Source organism: Streptomyces sp. NPDC030165 (genome assembly GCF_055573595.1).
Genome location: NZ_JBVIBD010000010.1, coordinates 315,015 through 340,319, shown reverse-complemented (window position 1 = coordinate 340,319; position 25,305 = coordinate 315,015). Strand labels below are relative to the sequence as shown.

Below are 25,305 nucleotides of genomic sequence, written 5' to 3'. Positions count from 1 at the left end.
CAGCCCAGAAGGCGGAACGCGGCATCGGCATCCTCGGCATCTGTCTCGCGTGGAGTGGGTGATGGCGTCAGGGAACGCGCCCAGTGTCGCGGTGGGGGGGGGGGGGGGGGGGGGGGGGGGGGGGGGGGGGGGGGGGGGTGTGGTGGGGGTGGGGGGGGGGGGGGGGGGGGGGGGGGGGGGGGGGGGGGGGGGGGTCTCTCCCCCCCCCCCCCGCCACCGTGGCGTTCCGGCCCCGCACGGTCGGTGACGCGCGCTCCCAGAGGATGCCGGCTTTGCGCAACCGCGAAACTCATGTGCCGAACGGTGGAGAATCACGGAACAGGCCGGACATGAACCGGACATCTACGCGAGTAGCGCTTCCTGCTGTGCGGCGGCGCGCGGCACACAAGAGGGGCGCACCCCAAACGGGTGCGCCCCTCTACTGCTGTACGGCGAAGGTCAGTTGTGGCCGAAACGGCGCTGGTGCTTACGGGCGACGTCGCGCGGCGTGGCCTCCACGGACTGGGCCGACGTCTGGGCCTCCATCGCCGACTTCTGGGCCTCCTGGCGGCCACGCTCGGCGGACTGGGTGTCCTTCTGCTGCTGATTACGGTCGCGATTCTTGTTCTTGGCCATGATCGTGCCTCCTGAGGGGGATCCTGGGATCGGGGCCGTGACCAGGCTTACACGCGCCGTTGATACGCGCATTTCGGGCCATTACCGTGCGTAATGCGCCGTGTCGCGTGGTGTGTTCGCCCTGGATACCGAATCCGCCACGCCGATGATCGAGTTCGGGCAGTTAACCCCCGTGCGGTCGGGCAGACTCGAAGGTAAAGCAGGAGGAAACTCGTGCCGCAGGCCGAGCCGGGGGGCGTCCGACTTCAGCACCTCAGGAAAGAGGGTGGAACGTGGATCGCTGCGTCGTCCTGGTGGACGCCGGATACTTGCTGGGCGCCGCCGCGAGCCTGCTCGCCGGAGAGCCCACCCGGTCCCGGATCACCGTTGATCACGCCGCCCTCATCCAGGGCCTGCGGCAGCGCGCCGAAGCCGACACGGAAAGGCCGTTGCTGCGCATCTACTGGTTCGACGGCGCGCCCGACCGTGTACCGCAGCCCGAGCACCGGCGGCTGCGCGTCATGTCCCGGGTCACCGTCCGGCTCGGCGCGCTGACCCGCAGCGACGGCCGCTGGGCCCAGAAGGGCGTCGACGCCGCGATGCACGCGGAGTTGACCGAACTGGCCCGCAACCGCGCCTGCTCCGACATCGTACTGGTCACCGGCGACGGCGATCTGCTGCCCGGCCTGATGTCCGCCAAGGAGCACGGCGTCGCCGTCCACCTGTGGGCCGTACAGGCCGCCGACGGCGACTACAACCAGTCGGAGGACCTGGTCGCCGAGGCCGACGAGCGGCGGGTGCTCGACCGGGCGTGGATCACCCGCGCCGTACGGCTGAAGGAACTCGGCGGCCCCTGCGCGCCGCCGCCCGTACCGCGGCCGGAGATCGCCGCCATCCTCTCGGCGCCCCTGCCCGAGTCCGCCGTCGCGGCCGCCGCGGCCGCGGCCTCCGCCGCACACGACGCGGAGCGGGCCGCCGCCCACGAGCGCAACGGCACGAACGGTACGGCGCGGCCCACGCCCGCGCCCGCCGAGCGGGCCGGCTCCACGGGGGCGTGCGCCCGGCCGGGTACCGCCGCCGAGCGGGACGGCGAAGGCGGCACGGCGGGCGGCAAGGGCACACCGGTCCCCACCCCGAAGGACCTCGCCGACCTGAACCGGGGCCCCGGCTCCGGGCCGGGCGGGGCAGCTGCGCCCGTACCCAGCGCGACGCTGCGCTGGTCCTCCGACAAGGGGTGGGTCGAGCGCGGCGGCCCGGTCGGCGAACCGCCCGAAACCGCCTCGCTCCCGACGCTCGCCCAGCTCACCAGCGCGGAGCAGCGCTGGGCGGACCGGGAGGAGGACATCACGGCGGTCAGCGGCGACCCCTTCGAGGTGGGCCAGGTCTTCGCCCGCCGCTGGACGGAACGGCTCTCCGACACGGCCCACCTCCAGCAGATCTCCACGGAATACCCCCGCATCCCGCACCGCATCGACGGCGAACTGCTCCGTTACGCCGCCCGCTTCGGTCTCCTCGCCCACAAGGACGACCAGATCGACGAACACGACCGCTACGCGATCCGTGCCGGGTTCTGGCGCGAGGTGGACCTTCGGACGGCGGCGTCGCACGTGCCGGTGGGGGAGTAGGGGCCCAGGAGGCGCGGAACGGTCGGGGCAAGGGACGGCTACGGGAGCCCGGGCCGGTGGGGGAGTGAGCCCCCGAGCGGTCCAGGCCGGTCAGGAAGCTGAAGACCTTCAGGAGAACCGGCACGATGGGGAGCCGATCACCCGGGTGGGCGTCTGACCCGGTCGCGCTGCCCTCGTCCGTGGGACCGGGGGCGGCCCCCTGCCCGCCGAGGGCGATCCCTCCCTCCGGCCGCCGGGCGGACCGGACCGTGCGGCCGCCCCGCACAGGGGGTGCGGACAGCCGTGGGCTCGGCAGCGCGTACGCTCGTTGCTCGTGAGGATGGGTGCGAAGCGGGTGGAGTGCGGCGAGCTGGTGTGTGCCGTGCGGGACCTGGTCAAGACGTACCCCGCGGTGCGCGGGCGACGGGGAGCGGCGGGGGCGCCGGCCGTGCGGGCCAGTGACGGGATCAGTCTGGACGTGCGCCAGGGCGAGATCTTCGGGCTGCTCGGGCCGAACGGAGCCGGCAAGTCGACGCTGGTCCGGCAGCTCACCGGGCTGCTGCGCCCCGACTCCGGCAGTGTCACCGTGCTGGGCCACGACATCGTCCGCCACCCGGAGCGCGCGTCGCGCCTGCTCGGCTACCTGGGCCAGGAGTCGAGCGCCCTGGACGAGATGACGGTCGCGCTCGCCGTGGAGACCACCGGCCGCCTGCGCGGCCTCGCGGCCCGGGAAGCGCGCGCCGAGCGGGACGCCGTCGTGGACGAGCTGGGGCTCGGCGACATCGCCGGGCGCCCCCTCAAGCGGCTTTCCGGGGGCCAGCGCCGCCTCGCGTGCTTCGCCGCCGTCCTGGTCGGCGAGCGGCCGCTGCTGGTCCTGGACGAGCCGACCACCGGCATGGACCCCGTGGCGCGCCGTGCCGTGTGGGCCGCCGTCGACCGGCGCCGGGCGGACCGCGGCGCCACCGTGCTGCTGGTGACCCACAACGTCATCGAGGCGGAGAGCGTCCTGGACCGGGTCGCGGTGATCGACCGGGGCAAGGTCATCGCCTGCGACACGCCCGGCGGGCTGAAGGACCTGGTGGGCGAAGAGGTCCGGCTGGAGCTGGTGTGGCGCGAGCGGGCACCGCTGGACGTGCCCGAGGTGGCCGCCCTGGGCGAGGCCGCCCGGACCAACGGACGGCGCTGGACGCTGCGGCTGGCCCCGGACCGGGCGCGGGAGGCGGTGGCCGCCGTGACGGCCGGCCCGGCCTTCGCCGCGCTGGACGACTTCACGCTCGCGACGCCGAGCCTGGAAGATGTGTATCTCGCGCTGGGGGGCCGTACGGAGGAAGGCTTGGTGAAGGCGTGAGCGTGGTTCCCGCGGAGGCGCAGGCGAAGGCGGCGGAGGAGGCACAGGCGCGGACGGTGACGCCGGCCGCGGCCGGGCCTGCCCCCGGGCCGGGGAGCGCCGCCGGGCCGCGGCCGGCCCCGGACGCTTCGGCCGCCGCGCCGCTGGCGCCCGCGGCCCGTCTGCTGCCCGCGCTCGCCGCCGTGTACCGGGCCCAGCTGTCGCGGGCCCGGGTCGCCCGTATCCCATTGCTGTTCGTGGCGACCTTCCAGTCGGTCGGGATCATGGTCCTGATGCGCGGCGTGGTCGACGGCGGCGACGCCGCGCGGGCCGTCGTCGCGGGCTCCAGCGTGCTGGTCGTGGCGTTCGTGGCGCTGAACCTGCTGGCCCAGTACTTCGGGCAGCTGCGCGCCAGCGGCGGGCTGGACCACTACGCCACGCTCCCGGTGCCGCCCGCCGCCGTGGTGCTCGGCGCGGCCGCCGCGTACGCCTCGTTCACCGCGCCGGGCACCGTCGTCACGGCCGTGACCGGCTGTCTGCTGTTCCAGCTGCCGATGACGCACTTGTGGGTGCTGATCGCGGTGATCCCGCTGGCCGGGGCGGCTCTCGCCGGGCTCGGCGCCGCGCTGGGCCTGCTCGCGCCGCGACCGGAACTGGCCACACTCTGCGGCCAGTTGGGCATGTCGGCGGCGCTGCTGCTGGGCGTGCTGCCGGCCGCCCGGCTGCCCGCGCCGATCTCGTACGCGCGGGACCTGCTGCCCTCGACGTACGGGGTCGAGGCCCTGGCGCGCGGGTTCGACGCCCGTCCCGACTGGCTGGCGGTCCTCGCCGACCTGGGCGTCTGCGCGGCCGTCGGCGTCCTGTCGCTGGCCGTGGCGACGTGGGCGTACCGCCGGGCGGCCGTACGGTGACGGACCCGGCGCACGGTCCGGCGGGCCGGGGAGCCTCCGGAAGTCCGACGGACGGTGCCGGGCAGACCGGCCGGAACCGGCCGCGGAGCCGTCCTGCCGACAGCGGCACCGTGCCCACCTGGCACGATGACGGGGTGACCGCACCGCAGACGCCGCACGAGAAGCAACCGCACGAGAACCAGCCGCACGAGAACCGTCCCCACGAGGACCAGCCGCACGGCAACCGGCCGCCCGAGCAGCCGTACAACCCCTGGGCCACCCCTTCCGGGGCGTCGTCCGACCACCCGGCCTCCGGGGGGTCCGCCGTGCAGGACCGGGCCGCATTCCGCCGCGAACTGCGCGAGGCGGCGCTGATCGCGCTCGTGGTGACGGTGTGCGGCGCGCTGGTGGGCGCCCTGTGGTCGTGGCTGGCGCCGCACGTCCCGCTGATAGCGGACGGCGTCGGCAACGTCTACCTCAAGAACATCGAGGGCGAGGAGTCCATCGGCGGGGACGGCACCTTCATCCTGCTGGCCCTCGGCTTCGGGGTGGTGTGCGCGGCGGGGGCGTTCCTCTTCCGCAGGGGCGGGGGTATCCCGCTGGTGGTGGCGCTGGTGGTGGGCGGGCTGCTCGGCTCCGTGGTGGCCTGGCGGTTCGGCGTCTGGCTGGGCCCGACGCCGGACCTGGCGGGGCACGCGGCGGAGGTCGGCAAGGGTGTGCCCTTCGATGCGCCGCTGCGCCTTCAGGCCAAGGGCGCGCTGCTCGCCTGGCCGGTCGGCGCCATGATCACCCACCTGCTCCTGACCGGCCTCTTCGGCCCCCGCGACCCGGAGCCGCCGCAGCCGGAGTGGTTCCCCGGAACGCAGCAGACCCCGCCGCCGTCGGACGGCTGACAGCAGCTGACGACTGACAGCCGGCGTCCGGCATCCGACGGCTGACGGGGGCGTGCGCGGCGGGCCGGGCCCGCCCGGGTTCTCAGGCGGGCCGGCGCCCGTGGTTGGCCTTGCCCTTCTTGATGCGCCACTTCCGCTTGCGGGTCTTCTTCGACATGGCGTACCTCCTCCACGGGTCGTAGCGGAGGACGGAGCAGGCGTAAAGGGTTTGCGCCGTGACGGCAGGGGCGTACGGGACACATCCGGCCGCGCGGCGTACGGCGCACGGCGCGTGGGGCGCTCACTGTCGCACGCGCACCGGGAAGCGCGCTCTCTCAGCCGTGCCACCGGGCAGCGCGCCCTCAGCCGCGCGCGATCTCCGCGAGCGTCGCCTCGGTGAGCTTCTGGAGGTCGGCGGGCGCCAGTTCGACCTCCAGGCCGCGGCGCCCGGCCGACACGCACACCGTCTCGTGAGCGGCCGCCGACGTGTCGAGCACCGTCCGCAGGCGCTTGCGCTGGCCGAGCGGCGAGATGCCGCCGCGTACGTAGCCGGTGCTGCGTTCCGCGGCCGCCGGGTCGGCCATGGCGGCGCGCTTGCCGCCGGCCGCGGCGGCCAGGGCCTTGAGGTCGAGGGAGCCGGAGACCGGGACGACGGCGACGGTCAGGGCGCCGTCCACCTCGGCGAGGAGCGTCTTGAAGACCTGGTCGGGGGAGGCCCCGAGCGCTTCGGCGGCCTCCTCGCCGTACGACGCGGCGGCCGGGTCGTGCTCGTACGCGTGCAGGGTGAAGTCGACGCCCGCCTCGGTGAGGGCGACCGTCGCCGGGGTGCCGCCGGCCGGCTGCTTCCCGTTCTTCGGCTGCTTGGTCCGCTTCGGCTTCTTGGACAAGGTCGTCGCGCCTCGGCTCGCTCGTAAGGTCGTCGGTACGGGTACGGGGCGGAAGCGGCGGTGGCCGCTCCTGCGCTCAGTTGGGGCTGGTGGGGTGGCGGGTCAGGTCCACCGCGGGCAGCGACGGGAGCTTACCGATCACCGCGGTCTCCTGGCGAAGGAGTTTCAGCTCCTCCGTGAGCCGGGCCGCGGTGTCCGGCGCCTCCAGGAGCCGTTGTTTGGCGGGGATGTCGAGCACGGCGGCGGCCGCCACCAGGTACGACAGCACCGACGGCTCGTCGGGCAGGTCCTGCCCGCTGGAGAGCGTGCGCTCGTTCGCCCAGGCCAGCCGCTTCTGGTAGGTGCGGAAGGCCCGTACGACACCGGAGGCCAGCGCGCCGGCGCCCTCTCCCTCGGTCTCCTCCAGCTCCTCCACCTCGCCCATCAGGTACGGGCCCGAGGCGTCCACCGACAGCAGCTTGAACCGGGTGGTGCCGGTGGCCAGCACCTCGTACCCGGAGGCGTCGGACCCGCCGCCGGGGGAGAGCGCCGCGTCCGCGGCGGCCTCGGCGTCCTCGTCGGAGGCGAGGGCGGAGCCGGGGGCGCCGCTCTTCTCGCGGATGGTGGCCGCGTCGGCCACGCACCCCACGAGGTGGAAGGCGCTGATCGGGTCGGGGCCGAAGCCCGCGCCCGGCCCGTCGGCGGGCAGCGCGGTGCTGTCCGGCAGGCCGGGGGCGGAGGGCGCCACCTCGCGGCCGTCACGGATCGCGACGACCCCGAACCGGCGCTCGTCTTCGGGCAGGGCGAGGAGGTCGCGCATCATCGCCCGGTACCGCGCCTCGAAGACGTTGAGCGGGAGCACGAGTCCCGGGAACAACACCGAGTTCAGCGGGAAGAGCGGTAGGCGCACGGAGGTCACAGCCCGTAAGCCTAGAGCCTGTGGAGGCGGGAGTGGTTCGCGCCCCACGATCCGGGACCACGGGGGAAGGGGCGGCGGCCCCTGTTCCGGCGCCGTACGCCCCGGGAACGGGCCCGGATCGGCTCTGTCCGGGCCCGCATCGGTTCTGGCCGGGGCCCGGGGCACGCTTCGGGCCTCGCGCCCCCCGCGCGCTCCTACTGCCGTCGCAGCAGCCGTGACGCGCCCGCCGCGACCGTCGTCGCCAGCACCCACCCGGCCAGGATCATGATCGCGGCGACCCACTGGGAGCCGCCGTCCGGTTTCCACGACGAACCCTGATAGAGGTCGATCACCGGCAGCAGCAGGTCGAGGGAGTAGAGGTACGGGTTCCAGGGCGGCGCCTCGCCGGGCTTGAGGGCCGGGGGCGGGGACTGCGCGAAGTAGACCGTGCCGAGGGCCCACAGAATCACCATCCACACCGCGGCCCGCCCGGGGCGGTAGCCGTACGCCACCGTCCAGTCCTGGAGGAACCCCCACAGCTTGGCGGCCATCGGCAGCGTCTCGCGCCGCCGGCGCTGCTTGGCGAGCAGTACCTCGCGCGCGTCGGAGTCCTCGCCGCTGCCGCGCAGCGCGGTGGCCAGCATCTCGTACGGCTCCGGCGCGTACTCCGGTGTGGCGGCGGCCACCCACTCCAGCCGCCGGGACAGCGGGAAGTGGCCGCGCGGGATGAGCGTCTCGTAGGTGAAGCCCGCCATCCACAGGCCGCCGAGTCCGGGCCAGCTCGCCGCCTTGTCGACCAGGTTGACGACCCGCGCGCCGGAGAGGATGACCCGCCCGCGCTGCGGCCGCTCGCCCAGGAAGCGCAGCTCCGGGGTCTGGATGCGGCGCAGCGACAGTTCCTGGTCGGCCTCCATGATGAAGCGTGCCTGCTCGAAGTCGACGGCGTCGCCGAAGCGCCCGTCGTCCAGGCGCATGCCGCCCTCGCACTCGAAGCGCTGCATGCGGGTGCCGCGGGTCGGGGTGTGGGCGATGCCGTACGGGGGTGTGGCGGTGGCGTTGGAGAAGGGGGAGCTGGCCAGGCCGGCGCCGGTCAGGTACAGCGTGCGTTCGACCGTCATCTGGGGGGCGTTCAGGGCGCGGCGCCCGTACGGGTTGCTCAGCCGGCTGCCGCGCAGGCTGAGCGACACGCCGATGGTCGCGCCGCGCAGCGACAGTTCGCCGTACGACTCCATCATCTCGGCCTGGAGGTCCTGGGCGACGGTGAGCCCGTCCGCCATCACCGAGCGGCCCTGCCGGTCCTTGTGCACCACCGTCTGGTTGAGCAGCAGGTCGGTGCCGATGTGCGCGTCCGTCAGGCGGATGCCGGAGCGGACGACGCAGCGCGGCAGGTGCAGGTCGCCTTCGGTGTGCAGCCGGGCCCCCTCGAACCTCGGTATCGCGCAGCCCACCATCCGCAGGGTGGTGAAGCGGCTCTCGGGCATCACGACCTCGTTCTGGAAGCGGCAGTCGCGCAGCTCCACGAATGGCTTGATCGTGCCGCCCGCAAGGTCGAGAGTGTCGGTGATGTACGCACCTGCCAGTTTCAGCGCGGAGACCCGTCCGGGCTGCGCGGGCGGTCCTTCCAGCAGCAGGAGCGCGACGATCCGGGCCCGCACCCGGCGCTCCGGGCCCCACCGGAACTGTCCGTGCGGGTCGTCCCTGGCCGGGTCGCCGGTGCGCAGGTCGCAGGTGCTGCCGTTGCGGAACGCCTGCCACAGGCTCCACTCGGCAGGGTTCAGCATCAGCTCCGCGGGTGCGTCGCCCTCCTCCGGCGTGGCCACCGTGCTCGTCCCCCTTTCCCCGCTCCCCCGAGCGGGCCCGTACGGTCCCGCGTGCGCGGGGCCCGCGTCCAACCGTTTCCGCGCGCCGCCGGCGCGCCGCGGCGTGTCGCCGTACGTCCGCCGCGCGATCCCGGACCGGCCCCGGCAGGCCGCCCCGTGTCCCGTCTCCCGTGCGTCCGCCCCGTCACTCCGTACGCCCGTACGACCCCCATTCCCGCTGGGTGACCGCCTGAACACGAAACGTGAGGTCCGGTTCGAGGCGGACTTCCGGGCGGCCGTGGCCCGTCGTCCCGCCGGTCCCGGCGCGGTCCCGGTGCCGGGTGTCACCGACTGAGCTGTGTATCACCGACTGATACGGGCGCTCGGGTCCGGGAACGGGTCTGAGACACTGGAGGGGTGATCTCCCGAATCGATCTGCGCGGTGACGCCCTCCCCGAGGGCGGCGCCCTGCGCGACCTGCTGCCCCGTGCCGAGTTCGACGTGGAAGCCGCCCTGGAGAAGGTGCGGCCGATCTGCGAGGACGTGCGCCATCGTGGGACGGCCGCGCTGATCGAGTACGCCCATCGGTTCGACGGGGTCGCCATCGAGCGCGTACGCGTGCCCGCCGAGGCGCTTCAGCGGGCGCTCGCGGAGCTGGACCCGGCCGTCCGGGCCGCCCTGGAGGAGTCGATCCGGCGCGCCCGGATCGTCCACCGCGAGCAGCGCCGCACGGACGTCACCACCAAGGTCGTCCCCGGCGGCACGGTCACCGAGCGCTGGGTCCCGGTCGAGCGCGTCGGGCTGTATGTACCCGGTGGCCTGGCGGTTTACCCGTCCTCCGTCGTCATGAACGTGGTTCCGGCCCAGGAGGCGGGCGTCGACGGCGTCGCCGTCACCTCCCCGCCGCAGGCCGAGTTCGGCGGCCTGCCGCACCCGACGATCCTCGCCGCCTGCGCCCTGCTCGGCGTGGACGAGGTGTACGCGGCCGGCGGCGCCCAGGCGATCGCGATGTTCGCGTACGGCACCGAGGAGTGCCGCCCGGTCAACCTGGTCACCGGCCCCGGCAACATCTACGTCGCCGCCGCCAAGCGCCTGCTCAAGGGCCGCATCGGCATCGACGCGGAGGCCGGGCCCACCGAGATCGCGGTCCTCGCGGACGCCACCGCCGACGCCGCGCACGTCGCCGCCGACCTGATCAGTCAGGCCGAGCACGACACGCTGGCCGCCGCGGTCCTGGTCACCGACTCGGCCGAACTGGCCGCGGCCGTCGAGACCGAGCTGAAGACCCAGGTGGCCGCCACCAGGCACACCGAGCGGATCAGCACCGCGCTGGCCGGCCGGCAGTCCGCGATCGTGCTGGTGGACGGCGTGGACGAGGGCCTGAAGGTGGTCGACGCGTACGGCGCCGAGCACCTGGAGATCCAGACCGCCGACGCGTCCGCCGTCGCCGCCCGGGTCCGCAACGCCGGCGCGGTCTTCGTCGGCCCGTACGCGCCCGTCTCCCTCGGCGACTACTGCGCCGGCTCCAACCACGTCCTGCCCACCGGCGGCTGCGCCTGCCACTCCTCGGGCCTGTCCGTCCAGTCGTTCCTGCGCGGCATCCACGTCGTGGACTACAGCCGCGACGCGCTGGCCGAGGTCGCCCACCATGTGGTGACCCTCGCCGAGGCCGAGGACCTCCCGGCCCACGGCGCGGCGCTGAAGGCCAGGTTCGACTGGAAGATCCCGCAGGGCGAGTGAGCGAGCACGTGACGAAGATCGACGACCTTCCCATCCGGGACGAGCTGCGCGGCAAGTCCCCGTACGGCGCGCCGCAGCTGGACGTCCCCGTACGCCTGAACACCAACGAGAACCCGTACCCGCTGCCCGAACCGCTGGTGCGGCGGATCGCCGAGCGGGTCACCGAGGCCGCCCGCGAGCTGAACCGCTACCCCGACCGGGACGCGGTCGAGCTGCGTACGGAACTGGCCGCCTACCTGACGCGCACCGGCGGCCACGACGTCACGATGGCCAACGTCTGGGCCGCCAACGGCTCCAACGAGATCATCCAGCAACTGCTCCAGACCTTCGGCGGCCCGGGCCGCACCGCCATCGGCTTCGAGCCCTCGTACTCGATGCACGGCCTGATCTCGCGCGGCACCGGCACCGGCTGGATCTCCGGCCCGCGCAACGACGACTTCACCATCGACGTCGAAGCGGCGGTCGCGGCCATCGGCGAGCAGCGGCCCGACGTGGTGTTCGTCTGCTCGCCCAACAACCCCACCGGCACCGCCGTCGCCGCCGAAACGGTTCTCGCGCTGTACGAGGCCGCGCAGGCCGCCCGCGCGGACACCGGCGGCGCGCTGGTCGTCGTGGACGAGGCGTACGGCGAGTTCAGCCACCGCCCCTCGCTGCTCCCGCTGATCGAGGGCCGCCCCAACCTGGTCGTCTCGCGCACCATGTCCAAGGCGTTCGGTGCCGCCGGGCTGCGCCTGGGCTACCTGGCCGCCGACCCGGCCGTGGTCGACGCCGTCCAGCTCGTCCGCCTGCCGTACCACCTCTCGTCCGTCACCCAGGCCACCGCGCTCGCCGCCCTGGAGCACACCGACACGCTCCTGAAGTACGTCGAGCAGCTCAAGGCCGAGCGCGACCGGCTGGTGGACGAGCTGCGCGCGGCCGGCTGCCAGGTGGTGGACTCCGACGCCAACTTCGTCCAGTTCGGCATCCCCCATGGCCTCAGGGGAACGGGAGGTGCCCCCACCGACGACCAGCACGCCTTCTGGCAGGCCCTCCTCGACCACGGCGTCCTGGTCCGTGACAACGGCGTACCGGGCTGGCTGCGGGTCACCGCGGGAACCCCGGCCGAGAACGACGCGTTCCTCGACGCGGTCCGTGCAGTACTGAAGGAGAACCGATGAACCGCGTTGGGCGCGTGGAGCGCACCACGAAGGAGACCTCGGTGCTGGTCGAGATCGATCTCGACGGCACGGGGCAGGTCGATGTGTCGACAGGCGTCGGCTTCTACGACCACATGCTCGACCAGCTCGGCCGGCACGGCCTGTTCGACCTCAAGGTCAAGACCGACGGCGACCTGCACATCGACACCCACCACACCATCGAGGACACCGCCCTCGCGCTGGGCGCCGCCTTCAAGCAGGCCCTCGGCGACAAGGTCGGCATCTACCGCTTCGGCAACTGCACCGTCCCGCTGGACGAGTCGCTGGCCCAGGTGACCGTGGACCTCTCCGGCCGTCCCTACCTGGTGCACACCGAGCCGGAGAACATCGCGCCGATGATCGGCACGTACGACACCACGATGACCCGGCACATCCTGGAGTCCTTCGTCGCGCAGGCGCAGATCGCCCTGCACGTCCACGTCCCGTACGGGCGCAACGCCCACCACATCGTGGAGTGCCAGTTCAAGGCGCTGGCCCGCGCGCTGCGCTACGCCAGCGAGCGCGACCCGCGCGCCGCCGGTATCCTCCCGTCCACCAAGGGAGCGCTGTGAACGGCCTGTCCACCGTCTTCATCGTCCTCGGCCTCTTCCTGCTCGGCGGGCTCTACTCCTTCTGGAAGCAGGGGATGGGCAAGAGCGTGCTCGTCCTGCTGGGCATCGGCTCGGCCATGTGCCTGGTCGCCGGCATCCTCCGCCTGGAGGTGTGGAATTGAGTGCCGCGCCCGCGAAGAAGGTCGTCGTCTTCGACTACGGCTTCGGCAACGTCCGCTCCGCCGAGCGCGCCCTGGCCCACGTGGGCGCGGACGTGGAGATCACCGGTGACTACGACAAGGCGATGAACGCCGACGGCCTGCTGGTCCCCGGCGTCGGCGCCTTCGCCGCCTGCATGAAGGGCCTGCGCGAGGCCCGCGGCGACTGGGTCATCGGCCGCCGCCTGTCCGGCGGACGCCCGGTCATGGGCATCTGCGTCGGCATGCAGATCCTCTTCTCCCGCGGCATCGAGCACGGCGTTCAGACCGAGGGCCTGGACGAGTGGCCCGGCACGGTCGGCCCGCTCAAGGCCGACGTCGTACCGCACATGGGCTGGAACACCGTCCAGGCACCGGAAGGCACGCGGCTGTTCGACGGGCTGCCCGCCGACGCCCGCTACTACTTCGTGCACTCCTACGCCGTACGCGACTGGGAGCTGGAAGTCGGCAACCCCAACATCCGCGCACCCCAGGTCACTTGGGCCACGCACGGCGAGCCGTTCGTGGCCGCCGTCGAGAACGGCCCCCTGTGGGCCACCCAGTTCCACCCCGAGAAGTCCGGCGACGCCGGCGCCCAGCTGCTGTCCAACTGGACCAAGACCCTCTAGGACCCTCCGCGATGAGCAAGCTCGAACTCCTCCCCGCCGTCGACGTCCGCGACGGCCAGGCGGTCCGCCTCGTGCACGGCGAGTCCGGCTCCGAGACGTCCTACGGCGACCCGCTGCAGGCCGCGCTGGCCTGGCAGCGGGCGGGCGCCGAGTGGCTGCACCTGGTCGACCTCGACGCGGCGTTCGGCACCGGCGACAACCGCAAGCAGATCGCCGAGGTCGCCCGGAGCATGGACATCAAGGTCGAACTCTCCGGCGGCATCCGCGACGACGCCTCCCTGGAGGCCGCGCTCGCCACCGGCTGCAAGCGCGTCAACCTCGGTACGGCCGCGCTGGAGACCCCCGAGTGGGTCGCCAAGGTCATCGCCGAGCACGGTGACAAGATCGCGGTCGGTCTGGACGTGCGCGGCACCACGCTGCGCGGGCGCGGCTGGACCCGCGACGGCGGCGACCTGTACGAGACGCTGGCCCGCCTGGACTCCGAGGGCTGCGCCCGCTACGTCGTCACCGACATCAACAAGGACGGCACCCTCCAGGGCCCCAACCTGGAGCTGCTGCGGGGCGTCTGCGCCGCGACCGACAAGCCGGTCGTCGCCTCCGGCGGCGTCTCCTCCCTGGACGACCTGCGCGCCATCGCCACTCTGGTGCCGGAGGGCGTGGAGGGCGCGATCGTCGGCAAGGCGCTGTACGCCAAGGCATTCACCCTGGAAGAGGCATTGGAGGCCGTGTCGTCATGACCATCGAGCGCGCGCAGACCGACAGTCCCTGGGAAGAGATCATCGGCTTCGCGCGCGCCGTGGCCGCCGGCGACCGCGTCCTGGTCGCCGGCACGATGCCACTGGTCGACGGCGTGCTGTACGGGGAGGGCGACCCGTACGAGCAGACGAAGGTCGCCTTCTCCAACGCGCTGGCCGCCCTGGAGCCGTTCGGGCTCGGGGCCGGCGCGGTCATCCGCACCCGCATGTACCTGACCCACGCGCGGGACGTGGACGAGGCGGCCCGCGCCCACAAGGAACTCTTCGACGCCGTACGGCCCGCCACGACCCTGGTCGTGGTCTCCGGCTTCGCCGACTCGCGCGTACTGGTCGAAATCGAACTCGAAGCATTCAGAGAGGCCACGAGCACATGACCCTGGCGGTCCGAGTCATCCCCTGCCTGGACGTGGACAACGGCCGGGTCGTCAAGGGCGTCAACTTCAAGAACCTGCGCGACGCCGGCGACCCCGTCGAGATGGCCAAGGTCTACGGCGCCGAGGGCGCCGACGAACTGACCTTCCTCGACATCACGGCCTCCTCCGGCAACCGCGAGACCACCTACGACGTGGTCCGCCGCACCGCCGAACAGGTCTTCATCCCCCTCACCGTCGGCGGCGGCGTCCGCACCCCCGAGGACGTCGACAAACTCCTGCGCGCCGGCGCGGACAAGGTCGGCGTCAACACCGCCGCCATCGCCCGCCCCGAACTGATCCGCGAGATCGCCGAACGCTTCGGCAGCCAGGTCCTGGTCCTGTCCGTCGACGCCCGCCGCACCGGGACCGGTTCCTTCGAGGTCACCACGCACGGCGGCCGCCGCGGCACCGGCATCGACGCCGTCGAATGGGCGCACCGCGCGGCGGAGCTCGGCGCCGGCGAGATCCTGCTGAACTCCATGGACGCCGACGGCACCAAGGACGGCTACGACACGGAGATGATCGCCGCCGTCCGCAAGCACGTCACGGTCCCCGTCGTCGCCAGCGGCGGCGCCGGCCGCCTGGCCGACTTCCCGCCCGCAGTCGAGGCCGGCGCCGACGCGGTCCTGGCCGCGTCCGTCTTCCACTTCGGGGATCTGCGGATCGGCGAGGTCAAGGAGACGTTGCGCGAGGCGGGGCATCCGGTGCGGTGAGCCGGTCATCCGTCCCGGAGGTGAACGGGCGTGCGGCCGCTCACTCGTGGTGACTACTGGGGCGCGAGCATGCTGGTGGGTGGCCTAGCCTGCGGTCATGCCTGCGTTCACGGTTGATCTCGCCGAGGAAGAACTGGCCGAACTGCGCGCCGAAGCCGAGAAGTCGGGCGTGTCGGTCGAGCGGCTGGCGCACGGAATCGTCTGCGGAAGCGTTGCGCGCAGAAGGCGGCAGAGGCTTACCGCCATGTGCCACGCTCGCAGCGGCGAGGCCGGCTCACCCGGGGCCGCCTTGCCGCCGAGTGACGGCAAAGGAACGTGAACGGAACTGCGAAGGGCCGGAACCCGGGTGCGTAACGGGCCTATCGGGACAGCCGCTGACCGATTCGCCCATGATGCTTGTGTTCATGGTCGGGGGCTCCATACCGTGCTCGCGTTCGGATCCCGGATGCCCACCGGAAGGACGCCCCGCCATGATGTTCTCCCCGACCGGCCGTCACCGAGCCCCCCGCCGCAGTGGCGCAGGGCGATTACTCACCCGCGCCACGACCGCGGCCGCCACCCTCGCGCTGCCGGTCGTCGGCGCGTCCGCCGCCTCCGCCGCGGACGGCGGGACGTACACCGTCGCCCCCGGTGACAGCCTTTCCGAGATCGCCGCGAAGCAGGGCGTCAAGGGCGGCTGGAGCAAGCTGTACGCCAACAACCGTTCCGCGGTCGGCGGCGATCCGGACCTGATCAGGGCCGGTACGAAACTGAAGCTGAGCGGTACAGCCGCCACCCCGCAGCGGCACGTCTCCCGCTCCGCCGCCCGGCCTTCCGTACGCGCCGCGGCCGGTGACGCCGTACGGCCCGTGCGCGGGGGCACGCTCACCGCCGGCTTCGGGGCCGGCGGCGGCCACTGGGCGAACGGGCACACCGGGCAGGACTTCGCCGTACCGGTCGGCACCGCCGTACGCGCCGCCCGGGGCGGGACCGTGGTGAAGGCCGGCTGGGGCGGTGCGTACGGGTACGAGGTCGTCGTACGCCACCACAGCGGGTCGTACACGCAGTACGCGCACCTTTCGCAGATCCGGGTGGGCGTGGGGAGCACCGTCGGCGCCGGTGAGCGCATCGGGCGGTCCGGCGCGACCGGCAACGTTACCGGACCGCATCTGCACTTCGAGGTCCGTTCGACGCCCGCCTACGGGTCGGCGGTCGATCCGATGGCCTGGCTGCGCCGGCACGGCGCGTTCGACTAGGCGGTGGCTTTTCGCTTCACCGCCTGCCTTTGCGGGCCGCCCGTACGTACTCCCGGTTCATCTTGGTGATGCTGAACAGCGGGATGCCCTTCGGACAGGCGGTGGCGCACTCCCCGGCGAGAGTGCAGCCGCCGAACCCTTCGTCGTCCATCCGACCCACCATGTCGAGCACCCGGGTCTCGCGTTCCGGCGCGCCCTGCGGCAGGACGTTGAGGTGGTTGACCTTCGCCGAGGTGAACAGCATCGCCGAGCCGTTCGGGCAGGCCGCAACGCACGCGCCGCAGCCGATGCACTCCGCGTGCTCGAAGGCGGAGTCGGCGTCCGGCTTCGGTACGGGCGTGGCGTGCGCCTCGGGTGCGGCGCCGGTCGGCGCGGTGATGTAGCCGCCGGACTGGATGATCCGGTCGAAGGCGGAGCGGTCGACGACCAGGTCCCGTACGACGGGGAAGGCCGCCGCGCGCCACGGCTCGACGTCGATGGTGTCGCCGTCCTCGAAGGACCGCATGTGCAGCTGGCAGCTGGTGGTGCGCTCCGGGCCGTGCGCCTCGCCGTTGATGACCAGGCTGCACGCGCCGCAGATGCCTTCGCGGCAGTCGTGGTCGAAGGCGACCGGGTCGTCGCCCTTGAGGATGAGTTCCTCGTTGAGGGTGTCGAGCATCTCCAGGAAGGACATGTCGGGGGAGATGCCGTCCACCTCGTAGGTGGACATGGCGCCGTCCGCGTCGGCGTTCTGCTGCCGCCAGACGCGCAGGGTGAGCTTCATGCGTAGCTCCGCTGGGTGGGGTGGACGTACTCGAAGACCAGGTCTTCCTTGTGCAGGACGGGAGCGGCGCCGGTGCCGGTGAACTCCCAGGCGGCCGCGTAGGAGAACTCCTCGTCGCGGCGCTCGGCCTCGCCGTCGGGGGTCTGCGACTCCTCGCGGAAGTGGCCGCCGCAGGACTCGGCGCGGTGCAGCGCGTCGAGGCACATCAGCTCGGCCAGCTCCAGGTAGTCGACGATGCGGTTGGCCTTCTCCAGCGACTGGTTGAACTCTCCCCCTCGCTTCGCTGGGGGGACCCCCACACCGGTGCCGGGCACCTTGATGCGGCGCCAGAACTCCTCACGGATCTGCGGGATGCGGTCGAGCGCCTTGCGCAGGCCGGTTTCCGTGCGGGCCATGCCGCACAGTTCCCACATCAGCTCGCCCAGTTCGCGGTGGAAGGAGTCGGGGGTGCGGTCGCCGTCGACGGACAGGAGGAGGTTGAGCTGGTCCTCCGTCTCGGCGAGGGCTTCCTGGACGGCGGGGTGGTCGGCGGTGATCTCGTCGTGGTGGGGGTTGCGGGCCAGGTAGTCGTTGATGGTGGAGGGCAGGACGAAGTAGCCGTCGGCCAGGCCCTGCATGAGGGCGGACGCGCCGAGCCGGTTGGCGCCGTGGTCGGAGAAGTTGGCCTCACCGATCGCGAACAGGCCGGGCACGGTCGTCTGGAGGTCGTAATCGACCCACAGGCCGCCCATCGTGTAGTGCACGGCGGGATAGATCCGCATCGGCACCGCGTACGGGTTTTCCGCGGTGATCCGCTCGTACATGTCGAAGAGGTTGCCGTACTTCTCCTCGACGGCCTTGCGGCCCATGCGGGCGATGGCGTCCGCGAAGTCCAGGTAGACACCCTGGCCGCCGGGGCCGACGCCGCGTCCCTCGTCGCAGACGTTCTTGGCGGCGCGGGAGGCGATGTCGCGGGGGACGAGGTTGCCGAAGGAGGGGTAGATCCGCTCCAGGTAGTAGTCGCGCTCGGCCTCGGGGATCTTGTTCGGCGGGCGGTCGTCGCCCTTGGCCTTCGGCACCCAGATGCGGCCGTCGTTGCGCAGCGACTCGCTCATCAGCGTCAGCTTGGACTGGTGGTCGCCGGTGCGCGGGATGCAGGTGGGGTGGATCTGGGTGAAGCAGGGGTTGGCGAAGTACGCGCCGCGCCGGTGGGCCCGCCAGATCGCGGTGGCGTTGGAGTTCATGGCGTTGGTCGACAGGTAGAAGACGTTGCCGTAGCCGCCGGAGGCGAGGACGACGGCGTCCGCGAAGTACGTGTCGATCCGGCCGGTGACCAGGTCGCGGGCCACGATGCCGCGCGCCCGGCCGTCGATGACGATCAGGTCGAGCATCTCCGTACGCGGGTGCATCTCGACGTTCCCGGCGGCGATCTGCCGGGAGAGCGCCTGGTAGGCGCCGAGCAGCAGCTGCTGTCCGGTCTGGCCGCGTGCGTAGAACGTACGGGAGACCTGGACGCCGCCGAAGGAGCGGGTGTCGAGGAGGCCGCCGTACTCGCGGGCGAAGGGCACGCCCTGGGCCACGCACTGGTCGATGATCTCCACGGAGATCTGCGCCAGGCGGTGCACGTTGGACTCGCGGGCCCGGAAGTCGCCGCCCTTGACGGTGTCGTAGAACAGGCGGTGTACGGAGTCGCCGTCGTTGCGGTAGTTCTTCGCCGCGTTGATGCCGCCCTGCGCGGCGATCGAGTGGGCGCGGCGCGGCGAGTCCTGGTAGCAGAACTGGACCACGTGGTAGCCCTGTTCGGCGAGCGTGGCGCCGGCCGAGCCGCCGGCCAGGCCGGTGCCGACGACGATGACGGTGTGCTTGCGGCGATTGGCCGGGTTGACCAGCTTCGCCTGGAAGCGGCGGGTGTCCCAGCGGTCGGCGACCGGGCCCTCGGGCGCCTTGGTGTCGGCGACCGGTTCCCCGGTTGCGTACGCGGTGTAGGAGGTCATGGTCAGCTCACTGCTCCGGTCACGACGGCCACCGGTACCGCGACGAAGCCCGCCGTCAGCACCAGGGCGAGGAGGTTGGCGACGGTCTTGAGCGCCCGGTCGCGGGCGGCGCTGCCCACGCCCAGCGTCTGCGCGGCGCTCCAGAACCCGTGCCGGACGTGCAGGCCGAGGGCGAGCATCGCCACGATGTAGAGCGTGGTGACGGGCCAGCGGTCGAAGGAGGCGATCAGGTTCTGGTAAGGGTGCCCGGCCTCGGCCCGCGGGTTCACCGTCAGCGTGGTCAGATCCAGGATGTGCCAGACGATGAACAGGGCGAGGATGACGCCGCCCCAGCGCATGGTGCGGGTGGCGTAGCTCGTGCGCCGCTTCTTGTGCACGTACTTGCTCGGCCGCGCCTTGATGTCGCGGCGGCTGAGCTGGAAGGCGGCCACGCCGTGGGTGAGGACGGCGGCCAGCAGTACCACCCGTGCGATCCACAGGAACCACTCGTGGTGCAGGAACGGCTCGCCGACGGTGCGCAGCCAGTGCGCGTACCCGTTGAACTCGTCGGAGCCGAAAAAGATCTTGAGGTTGCCCAGCATGTGCGCGACCAGGTACAGCAGCATCACCACGCCGCTGACCGCCATCGCGGTCTTCTTGCCGACGGTCGAGCGCCACAGCAGGCCCGCGAAGGACGGCCGTCGTTCCGTCCGGGTGTCCAGTGCCATGAGTCCCGACGGTAAGGACCGGCCGGCCCATCAGTCCAAGACATGATGTGGCTCATCTCGATAGGCGCCGCCTATCGGCGCCTATCATCGGGGCCATGCAGCTCCAGCAGCTCCGCTACTTCGTCGCGGTCGCCGACACCCGCCACTTCACCCGCGCCGCCGAGCGCGAGCACGTCGCACAGCCCTCCCTGTCGCAGCAGATCAAGGCATTGGAACGGGAGCTGGGCGCGGATCTCTTCCACCGGGCGCGCGGCCACATCACCCTCACCGACGCGGGCCGGACCCTGCTGCCGCTGGCCCGGCGCGTCCTCGCCGACACCGAGACCGCCCGGCGCGAGGTGCAGGAGGTCGCACAGCTCAGACGCGGCCGGCTGCGGCTCGGCGCGCCGCCCAGCCTGTGCGCGAGCCTGGTCCCGGACGTACTGAGCGTCTTCCACACCGCCTATCCGGGCGTGGAACTGGTCGTCCACGAGGACGGTTCGCAAGACCTCGTACGCGTTCTGGCGGCCGGCGAACTGGACCTCGCGCTCATCATCACGCCGCTCCCGGAACAGGCCCCGGCGCTGGCCACCGCCGAACTGCTGCGGGAGGAGCTGGTCGTGGTGTCAGCGCCGGACCGGCAGGCCCCGGTGGGCGGCGGCCGGCGGATGCGCGTCGAGGATCTGCGGGACCGGCCGCTGGCGATGTTCCGGCGCGGCTACGACCTGCGGGAGTTCACCACGGCGGCGTGCCGGGCGGCCGGGTTCGAGCCGGTCTTCACCGTGGAGGGCGGCGAGATGGACGCGGTGCTGGGCTTCGTACGGGCGGGTCTGGGCGTCGCGGTCGTCCCCAGCATGGTCGCCGAACGCTCCGGGCTGCGCGTCACCCGCTTCGCCACTCCGGACATGCACCGGGTGATCTCGGTGGCGCACCGGGGGGACGTCTCGCCGCCGCGGGCCGCCCGCGAACTGCGGCGGATCCTGCTGACACACCTGGGGCTGGAGCGGCCGGGCGGATGACGGAACATGGCGCGTCATCGACCCTTTCCGGGGCCGGGTAAAGGGCGTCTTTCGGCCACCCGGCCGTGCAGGCGCGCGCCCCCGCCGGGGCCGGTGCCCAGGCGGCAGGGGGCGTGAACCGGCGTGCGGCACAGTGGTCCCATCGAGAACAGGCTGTTTCCAGGCACAATGCAGGCAACCATTGCCTTTTCTACCTTTGCGGCGGTAAAACAGCTGCACTTGCCGAACAACGGCACAGCAATGGGCGCCACGGGGGAAAGGCCAGGAATGCCGATGTTGCTGGAAGAAGTGTACGCGGGTGCGCCGACCGTAAAATCGGGGCGGCATATCACCACGGTGAACGAATTCACCGACCAGTCGCCCGCACTCCGCCCGGAAGTCCTCGCGGAAGCGACCAGCCGGCTGATCGAACTGGGTACCTTCGAGACCGGGAAGATCCTGGTCGAGGAGGACAAGGGCGCAATCCTCGGCAGCGCGGTCTCGCTGGCCGTCGGACTGCCGCTCGCCGTCGCCCGCTGGTACACCTACGACCTGGGCGGGCACGGCATCTCGGTGCCCATCGACAGCGAGTACTTCGCGGGCACGCTCTTCGTCAACGGCGTCGAGCCGGGCGACCGGGTGACGATCGTCGACGACACCATCAGCACCGGCGGCACCCTGATCGCCCTGATCGAGGCCGTCCGGGCGGCCGGTGCCCGCGTCGAGGAAATCCTGGTGGCGGTGGAGAAGCCGGAGAACGGCGGCCGGCAGCGGGTTGCCGACCGCTTCGGCATCGCGGTCCGCTCCGTCATCCGCATCGCGGTCGACCCGGATTCCGGGCGGGTGGCCGTCCTGGGCTGAAATGCCGTACGGGAAACGGCGTCGCACGCCCTCGCGCCGCGCGTTCCCGATCATTTCCGGATGCCCGGACACCACCGTTCACACCCGCCCGAGGAGTTTCGTGTGAGCTCGCCCAGCGCCGGCGCCGAGACCGGCCGCACACCCCTGTACGAACTGCGTCACATCGCCGAACCCGGAGCCGCCCGGATATTCGCGAAATGCGAATTCCGTAATCCCACCGGAAGTCACAAGGACCGCGTCTTCTCCTACATGATCGACGAACTGGAGAAGACGGGCATGATCAGCCCCGGCATGACCTTGGTCGAATGTTCGACCGGAAATGGCGGCGCCGCGCTGTCCCGCGTCGGCGCACAACGCGGCTACCGCATCGTCATCGTCATGCCGGAGGGCATGACCGAGGAACGCAGGAAACAGATCGCGTCATGGGGCGGATCGGTCGTCGAGACCTCCCCGGACGGCTTCCTGCTGGAGGGCGAGGAGACCGCCCGGCAGTACGTGGCCGAGCACCCCGGCAGCCACTTCCTCGACCAGTCCACCAATCAGCTCAACTGGCGCGCCTGGCGCTCCTGCGGCCACGAACTCGTCGCCGACCTGCGCACGGCGGGCGTGGTCCCCGGTCACTTCATCTGCTCCATCGGCACCGGCGGCACCTTCACCGGCATCGCCGACGTCCTCAAGAACGCCCACCCCGCCCTGCGGACCTGGGCTGTCGAGGTGGACCGCTCGGCCGCTCTGTACGCCAAGCGCAACGGCCTGCCCTTCGAACACCACAGCCACAACATGATGGGCCTGGGCCCCGGCAAGGTACCGGCCAACCTGCGCGAGGAACTCGTCGACGAGGTCGGATTGATCACCGGCGACGACGGCTGGAGCACCATGAAACGCCTCATCTCCGAGGAGGGCCTGCCCGTCGGCCCCACCGCGGGCGGCAACATCTTCGCCGCCCAGCGGCTGGCCAGGACCCTGCCTCCCGAAGAGGCCGTGGTCACCGTGCTGTTCGACTCCGCCTGGAAGTACCTCAGCATCTGGGACGGCCGCTACGAGCAGTACGGGACGGGGACCGGCTCATGAACACCGGACACCCGTCCACGGCGGAGCCGCACCTCGCGGCGCGCCTGGCCGCCGTCACCGGCCGCCGTCACCGGCCGTACAAGGCCACCGCCGCCGTCCGCGCCTTCGACGTACTGCACAGCCTGGACCGGCCGCGCCTGGCCGCCGCCATGGAGCGCACCGGGCGCCGCCCGGACTGCTTCGTCCAGGTCGACCCCGGCGACGAACCGCACAAGAGCGGTGTGCCCGTCGCCGGGGCGGAGGCGTTCGTCAAGGAGTGCGTGGACACGTACGGCCTGCCCGTCGTCGGCCTGATGTGCATCCCGCCCTACGGAGGCGATCCCCGCCCGCACTTCCGGACGCTGCGCGCGCTGGCCGCCGCGTCGGGCCTGCGGCAGCTCAGCATGGGCATGAGCACCGACTTCGAGACCGCGGTGGCCGAAGGCGCGACCACGGTCCGGGTCGGCGAGGCGGTCTTCGGCCCGCGCCCGCGGCACTGAGGAGGTGCCGTGACCGCGCTGTTCGTCTTCAGCCTGTTCTCCGCCCTGGTGGACGTCTTCGCCTCCGAACGCCTGCAGCACGTGGACCCGGGGAGCGTGGCGGCGGTCGCCTTCACCCTCACCGGAGCGTTCTTCTGTCTGCTCACCGTCGTCCGGCTGCGCCCGGCCCGCCTCGTGGCGGTCGTCCGGGCGCACGCCGCCGACCTCCTCGTCCTCAACATCACCACCGCCGTGACCTGGCTGACCCTCCTGTACGCCCTCAAGCTCCTGGAACCGGCCGTCACCAACGTCGTGTCGATAGCCATCGGCCCCGCCTTCACCGTCCTCCTCCAGGTCCTGTGGTGGAAGCGGGACCGCGTACTGCGGGGTGAGCTGCTGTCCGCGATCGGCATCCTGCTCACCCTCGCCGGGCTGGTCTGGGTGTCGCTGGACGGCCGCAGCGGCGTGGGCGACCGGGCCGCCCTGGCCATGACGCCGGGCCTGTGCGCCGCGGTCGTCTCCGGCGCCGGCGGGGCCGCCAACGTCGTCTTCTCCGCCCGCCTGGGCGCGGCCGGGGTGGACGTTCCCACCGTGATGGGCCTGCGGTTCGGCCTGGTGGCAGCGGTCGGCTGGACGCTGGCGTCCTTCTCCGGGGCCGAGCAGCTGGGCCGGGCGCTGGTGCCCGGCGCGGTGGTGGCCGTCATCGGTGTCTCGATCCCGGCCTATCTGGTGCAGATCGGGGTGCGGAAGGTGACCCCGATGACCGCCTCCATGATCTGCGCGCTCGCCCCCGCCATGACCCTCCTCATCCAGCTGGCCGACTCCCGGCTGACGTTCTCGGTGCCGTCGACCCTCGGCATCGCCATGATCACCGTCTTCATCGCGATCGGGCTGCTGGCCCGCCGGGGCGCGCTCCCGGCCGCGGTGGCGCAGGAAAGCAGGATCCATGCAGTGTCTGATCGTTGACGCTTACTCCTCCGGCCGGTTCCTGCCCGCCGCCCTCGCCGAACGCGGGGTCAAGTGCGTCCATGTGCAGAGCACACCGGCCATTCCCTCCTACCTCCGGCGGACCTTCCCGCAGGGCGCCTTCACCGAGGCCCTGGTGCACGACGGCGACCTGGAGGCGCTGCTGGACGCGGTACGCCCGGCCGATCCCGCCTTCGTCCTGCCCGGCAACGAGACCGGCGTCGACCTCGCCGACACCCTCGCCCACCGTCTCGGCCTGCCCGGCAACGCCCCGGACGAGCGGCGGGTACGGCGCGACAAGTACGACATGGCCATGGCCGTACGGGCCCACGGGCTGCGCGCCCCCGACACCCTGCGCACCTCGCGCTTCGACACCGCCCTCGCCTGGGCCCGGGCCCACGGCCGCTGGCCGCTGGTGGTCAAACCGGCCGACAGCGCCGGCACCGACAACGTCTTCTTCTGCGCCGACCCGGTCGAACTGTGCACCTCTTTCGGCCACATCCTCAATTCGTCCAACATCCAGGGAAACCGCAACAAGACCGTCGTCCTCCAGGAACACCTGACGGGCACCGAGTACTTCGCCAACACCGTCAGCGCCGACGGCCGCCACCACATCGCGGAGATCTGGCGCTACCACAAACGCCGCGGCCGCAGCGGGGCGGCGATCTACGACTACGAGGAGCCGCTGACCGCGCGCGACCCCGCGGCCGCCGCCCTCGCGCCGTACCTCCTGGGCGTCCTGGACGCGCTCGGCGTACGGAACGGACCCGCCCACTCCGAGGTCATGCTGACCGACGAGGGGCCCGTCCTGATCGAGACCGGCGCCCGGCTGGCCGGCAGCATCCTGCCGCACGTGGTCAGCCGCTGCTTCGGCACCAACCACGTGGAGCTGACCGCCCTGGCCGGCAGCGACCCGGCCGCCTTCGCCGCCCGCACCGCGGTCCCGGCCGAGCCGCGCACCGGGCTGCGCTACGTCTCACTGATCTCCCCGTTGGCGGGGCGGCTGACGTCCCTGGACGGCTTCGAGCGGCTGCGCGACCTGCCGTCGTACGCCGACCACCACCTCGGCGTACGGGCGGGCGACTTCCTCAGCCCCACGGTGGACTCGGCGACGTCACCCGGCGTCTGCTATCTCCTGCACGAGGACGAGCGGCAGATCGAGACGGACTACCGGCGGCTGCGCGCGCTGGAACTCCGGGAGACGGGCGGGCTGTACGAGGCGGAGCGGGAACGGTGAGAGCCGGTAGCTCGGGGCGGGGCCGGTGGGCATC

Annotated in this window: 28 protein-coding genes; 20 read left to right on the top strand and 8 right to left on the bottom strand. The window is 72.3% G+C overall.

The window, feature by feature from the left end; all coding sequences use genetic code 11:
• Positions 1-438: 438 nt before the first annotated feature.
• On the bottom strand, positions 439-615 hold the full coding sequence (locus tag ACZ4Z1_RS21275; RefSeq protein ID WP_468488138.1) for a hypothetical protein: 177 nt from the start codon (positions 613-615) through the stop codon (positions 439-441).
• A gap of 272 nt (positions 616-887) precedes the next feature.
• Here ACZ4Z1_RS21275 and ACZ4Z1_RS21270 point away from each other — a divergent pair, with 272 nt between their 5' ends.
• The 4 genes from ACZ4Z1_RS21270 (at position 888) to ACZ4Z1_RS21255 (ending at position 5,308) form a co-directional block, all read left to right on the top strand.
• The gene (locus ACZ4Z1_RS21270; RefSeq protein ID WP_468488137.1) at positions 888-2,219 is read left to right on the top strand and encodes an NYN domain-containing protein; all 1,332 of its coding nucleotides are present in this window, start codon (positions 888-890) and stop codon (positions 2,217-2,219) included.
• A 319-nt stretch (positions 2,220-2,538) separates the two neighbouring features.
• A complete protein-coding gene (locus tag ACZ4Z1_RS21265; RefSeq protein WP_468488159.1) occupies positions 2,539-3,546 on the top strand; it encodes an ABC transporter ATP-binding protein in 1,008 nt (335 codons plus the stop codon).
• 56 nt (positions 3,547-3,602) lie between these two features.
• The gene (locus tag ACZ4Z1_RS21260) at positions 3,603-4,436 is read left to right on the top strand and encodes an ABC transporter permease (protein ID WP_468488158.1); all 834 of its coding nucleotides are present in this window, start codon (positions 3,603-3,605) and stop codon (positions 4,434-4,436) included.
• 134 nt (positions 4,437-4,570) lie between these two features.
• On the top strand, positions 4,571-5,308 hold the full coding sequence (locus ACZ4Z1_RS21255) for an ABC transporter permease (RefSeq protein WP_468488136.1): 738 nt from the start codon (positions 4,571-4,573) through the stop codon (positions 5,306-5,308).
• 82 nt (positions 5,309-5,390) lie between these two features.
• On the opposite strand, the gene ACZ4Z1_RS21250 is transcribed toward ACZ4Z1_RS21255, so the two are convergent.
• The 4 genes from ACZ4Z1_RS21250 to ACZ4Z1_RS21235 form a co-directional block, all read right to left on the bottom strand.
• On the bottom strand, positions 5,391-5,465 hold the full coding sequence (locus tag ACZ4Z1_RS21250; protein WP_465270599.1) for a hypothetical protein: 75 nt from the start codon (positions 5,463-5,465) through the stop codon (positions 5,391-5,393).
• Between the two features lie 184 nt (positions 5,466-5,649).
• A complete protein-coding gene (ybaK, locus tag ACZ4Z1_RS21245) occupies positions 5,650-6,174 on the bottom strand; it encodes a Cys-tRNA(Pro) deacylase (RefSeq protein WP_468488135.1) in 525 nt (174 codons plus the stop codon).
• Positions 6,175-6,250: 76 nt separating this feature from the next.
• Positions 6,251-7,072: an LON peptidase substrate-binding domain-containing protein gene (locus tag ACZ4Z1_RS21240; RefSeq protein ID WP_468488134.1), complete on the bottom strand. Its 822-nt coding sequence runs from the start codon at positions 7,070-7,072 to the stop codon at positions 6,251-6,253.
• 194 nt (positions 7,073-7,266) lie between these two features.
• Positions 7,267-8,832 (bottom strand): oxidoreductase, encoded by a 1,566-nt coding sequence (locus ACZ4Z1_RS21235; RefSeq protein WP_468488157.1) that lies wholly within the window; start codon positions 8,830-8,832, stop codon positions 7,267-7,269.
• Positions 8,833-9,267: 435 nt separating this feature from the next.
• Between ACZ4Z1_RS21235 and hisD the strand changes: the two genes are divergently transcribed.
• From hisD to ACZ4Z1_RS21185, 10 genes are all read left to right on the top strand, one after another.
• Positions 9,268-10,590, top strand: coding sequence for a histidinol dehydrogenase (gene hisD / locus ACZ4Z1_RS21230; protein WP_468488133.1), 1,323 nt, complete (start codon positions 9,268-9,270; stop codon positions 10,588-10,590).
• A gap of 8 nt (positions 10,591-10,598) precedes the next feature.
• Complete coding sequence (locus tag ACZ4Z1_RS21225) at positions 10,599-11,747, top strand: histidinol-phosphate transaminase (protein ID WP_468488132.1); 1,149 nt, start codon at positions 10,599-10,601, stop codon at positions 11,745-11,747.
• A complete protein-coding gene (hisB, locus tag ACZ4Z1_RS21220; RefSeq protein ID WP_003984418.1) occupies positions 11,744-12,337 on the top strand; it encodes an imidazoleglycerol-phosphate dehydratase HisB in 594 nt (197 codons plus the stop codon). The genes ACZ4Z1_RS21225 and hisB overlap by 4 nt, the downstream gene beginning before the upstream one ends.
• Entirely contained in the window at positions 12,334-12,498 is a 165-nt protein-coding gene (locus ACZ4Z1_RS21215) for a hypothetical protein (protein WP_199930901.1), read from the top strand. The genes hisB and ACZ4Z1_RS21215 overlap by 4 nt, the downstream gene beginning before the upstream one ends.
• Complete coding sequence (gene hisH, locus ACZ4Z1_RS21210; protein ID WP_468488131.1) at positions 12,495-13,142, top strand: imidazole glycerol phosphate synthase subunit HisH; 648 nt, start codon at positions 12,495-12,497, stop codon at positions 13,140-13,142. Before ACZ4Z1_RS21215 ends, hisH begins: the two co-directional genes overlap by 4 nt.
• An 11-nt stretch (positions 13,143-13,153) precedes the next feature.
• Positions 13,154-13,879 carry a bifunctional 1-(5-phosphoribosyl)-5-((5-phosphoribosylamino)methylideneamino)imidazole-4-carboxamide isomerase/phosphoribosylanthranilate isomerase PriA gene (gene priA, locus ACZ4Z1_RS21205; protein ID WP_468488130.1) on the top strand — a complete coding sequence of 242 codons (726 nt, stop codon included), beginning with the start codon at positions 13,154-13,156 and terminating at the stop codon, positions 13,877-13,879.
• Positions 13,876-14,271 carry a RidA family protein gene (locus ACZ4Z1_RS21200; RefSeq protein ID WP_468488129.1) on the top strand — a complete coding sequence of 132 codons (396 nt, stop codon included), beginning with the start codon at positions 13,876-13,878 and terminating at the stop codon, positions 14,269-14,271. Before priA ends, ACZ4Z1_RS21200 begins: the two co-directional genes overlap by 4 nt.
• Positions 14,268-15,023: an imidazole glycerol phosphate synthase subunit HisF gene (gene hisF / locus ACZ4Z1_RS21195; protein WP_468488128.1), complete on the top strand. Its 756-nt coding sequence runs from the start codon at positions 14,268-14,270 to the stop codon at positions 15,021-15,023. Before ACZ4Z1_RS21200 ends, hisF begins: the two co-directional genes overlap by 4 nt.
• A gap of 97 nt (positions 15,024-15,120) precedes the next feature.
• Positions 15,121-15,342: a hypothetical protein gene (locus ACZ4Z1_RS21190; protein ID WP_468488127.1), complete on the top strand. Its 222-nt coding sequence runs from the start codon at positions 15,121-15,123 to the stop codon at positions 15,340-15,342.
• Positions 15,343-15,493: 151 nt separating this feature from the next.
• Entirely contained in the window at positions 15,494-16,258 is a 765-nt protein-coding gene (locus ACZ4Z1_RS21185; protein ID WP_468488126.1) for a M23 family metallopeptidase, read from the top strand.
• Positions 16,259-16,274: 16 nt separating this feature from the next.
• On the opposite strand, the gene ACZ4Z1_RS21180 is transcribed toward ACZ4Z1_RS21185, so the two are convergent.
• From ACZ4Z1_RS21180 to ACZ4Z1_RS21170, 3 genes are read right to left on the bottom strand one after another with little or no spacing between them, the layout of a single operon-like run.
• Positions 16,275-17,021 carry a succinate dehydrogenase/fumarate reductase iron-sulfur subunit gene (locus tag ACZ4Z1_RS21180; RefSeq protein ID WP_468488125.1) on the bottom strand — a complete coding sequence of 249 codons (747 nt, stop codon included), beginning with the start codon at positions 17,019-17,021 and terminating at the stop codon, positions 16,275-16,277.
• Positions 17,018-18,994, bottom strand: coding sequence for a fumarate reductase/succinate dehydrogenase flavoprotein subunit (locus tag ACZ4Z1_RS21175; protein WP_468488124.1), 1,977 nt, complete (start codon positions 18,992-18,994; stop codon positions 17,018-17,020). The genes ACZ4Z1_RS21180 and ACZ4Z1_RS21175 overlap by 4 nt, the downstream gene beginning before the upstream one ends.
• A 2-nt stretch (positions 18,995-18,996) precedes the next feature.
• A complete protein-coding gene (locus tag ACZ4Z1_RS21170) occupies positions 18,997-19,701 on the bottom strand; it encodes a succinate dehydrogenase cytochrome b subunit (protein WP_468488123.1) in 705 nt (234 codons plus the stop codon).
• A gap of 95 nt (positions 19,702-19,796) precedes the next feature.
• Between ACZ4Z1_RS21170 and ACZ4Z1_RS21165 the strand changes: the two genes are divergently transcribed.
• The 6 genes from ACZ4Z1_RS21165 to ACZ4Z1_RS21140 all read left to right on the top strand — a co-directional run bounded on the left by ACZ4Z1_RS21165 (position 19,797) and on the right by ACZ4Z1_RS21140 (position 25,271).
• Entirely contained in the window at positions 19,797-20,699 is a 903-nt protein-coding gene (locus ACZ4Z1_RS21165) for a LysR family transcriptional regulator (RefSeq protein ID WP_468488122.1), read from the top strand.
• A gap of 336 nt (positions 20,700-21,035) precedes the next feature.
• Positions 21,036-21,539, top strand: a complete 504-nt coding sequence (locus ACZ4Z1_RS21160) for a phosphoribosyltransferase family protein (protein WP_468488121.1) — start codon at positions 21,036-21,038, stop codon at positions 21,537-21,539.
• A 102-nt stretch (positions 21,540-21,641) separates the two neighbouring features.
• On the top strand, positions 21,642-22,610 hold the full coding sequence (locus ACZ4Z1_RS21155) for a PLP-dependent cysteine synthase family protein (protein ID WP_468488120.1): 969 nt from the start codon (positions 21,642-21,644) through the stop codon (positions 22,608-22,610).
• Positions 22,607-23,089 carry an alanine racemase gene (locus ACZ4Z1_RS21150; RefSeq protein ID WP_468488119.1) on the top strand — a complete coding sequence of 161 codons (483 nt, stop codon included), beginning with the start codon at positions 22,607-22,609 and terminating at the stop codon, positions 23,087-23,089. Before ACZ4Z1_RS21155 ends, ACZ4Z1_RS21150 begins: the two co-directional genes overlap by 4 nt.
• Before the next feature lie 9 nt (positions 23,090-23,098).
• A complete protein-coding gene (locus tag ACZ4Z1_RS21145) occupies positions 23,099-24,034 on the top strand; it encodes an EamA family transporter (RefSeq protein WP_468488118.1) in 936 nt (311 codons plus the stop codon).
• Complete coding sequence (locus ACZ4Z1_RS21140; RefSeq protein ID WP_468488117.1) at positions 24,015-25,271, top strand: ATP-grasp domain-containing protein; 1,257 nt, start codon at positions 24,015-24,017, stop codon at positions 25,269-25,271. The genes ACZ4Z1_RS21145 and ACZ4Z1_RS21140 overlap by 20 nt, the downstream gene beginning before the upstream one ends.
• Positions 25,272-25,305 lie beyond the last annotated feature (34 nt).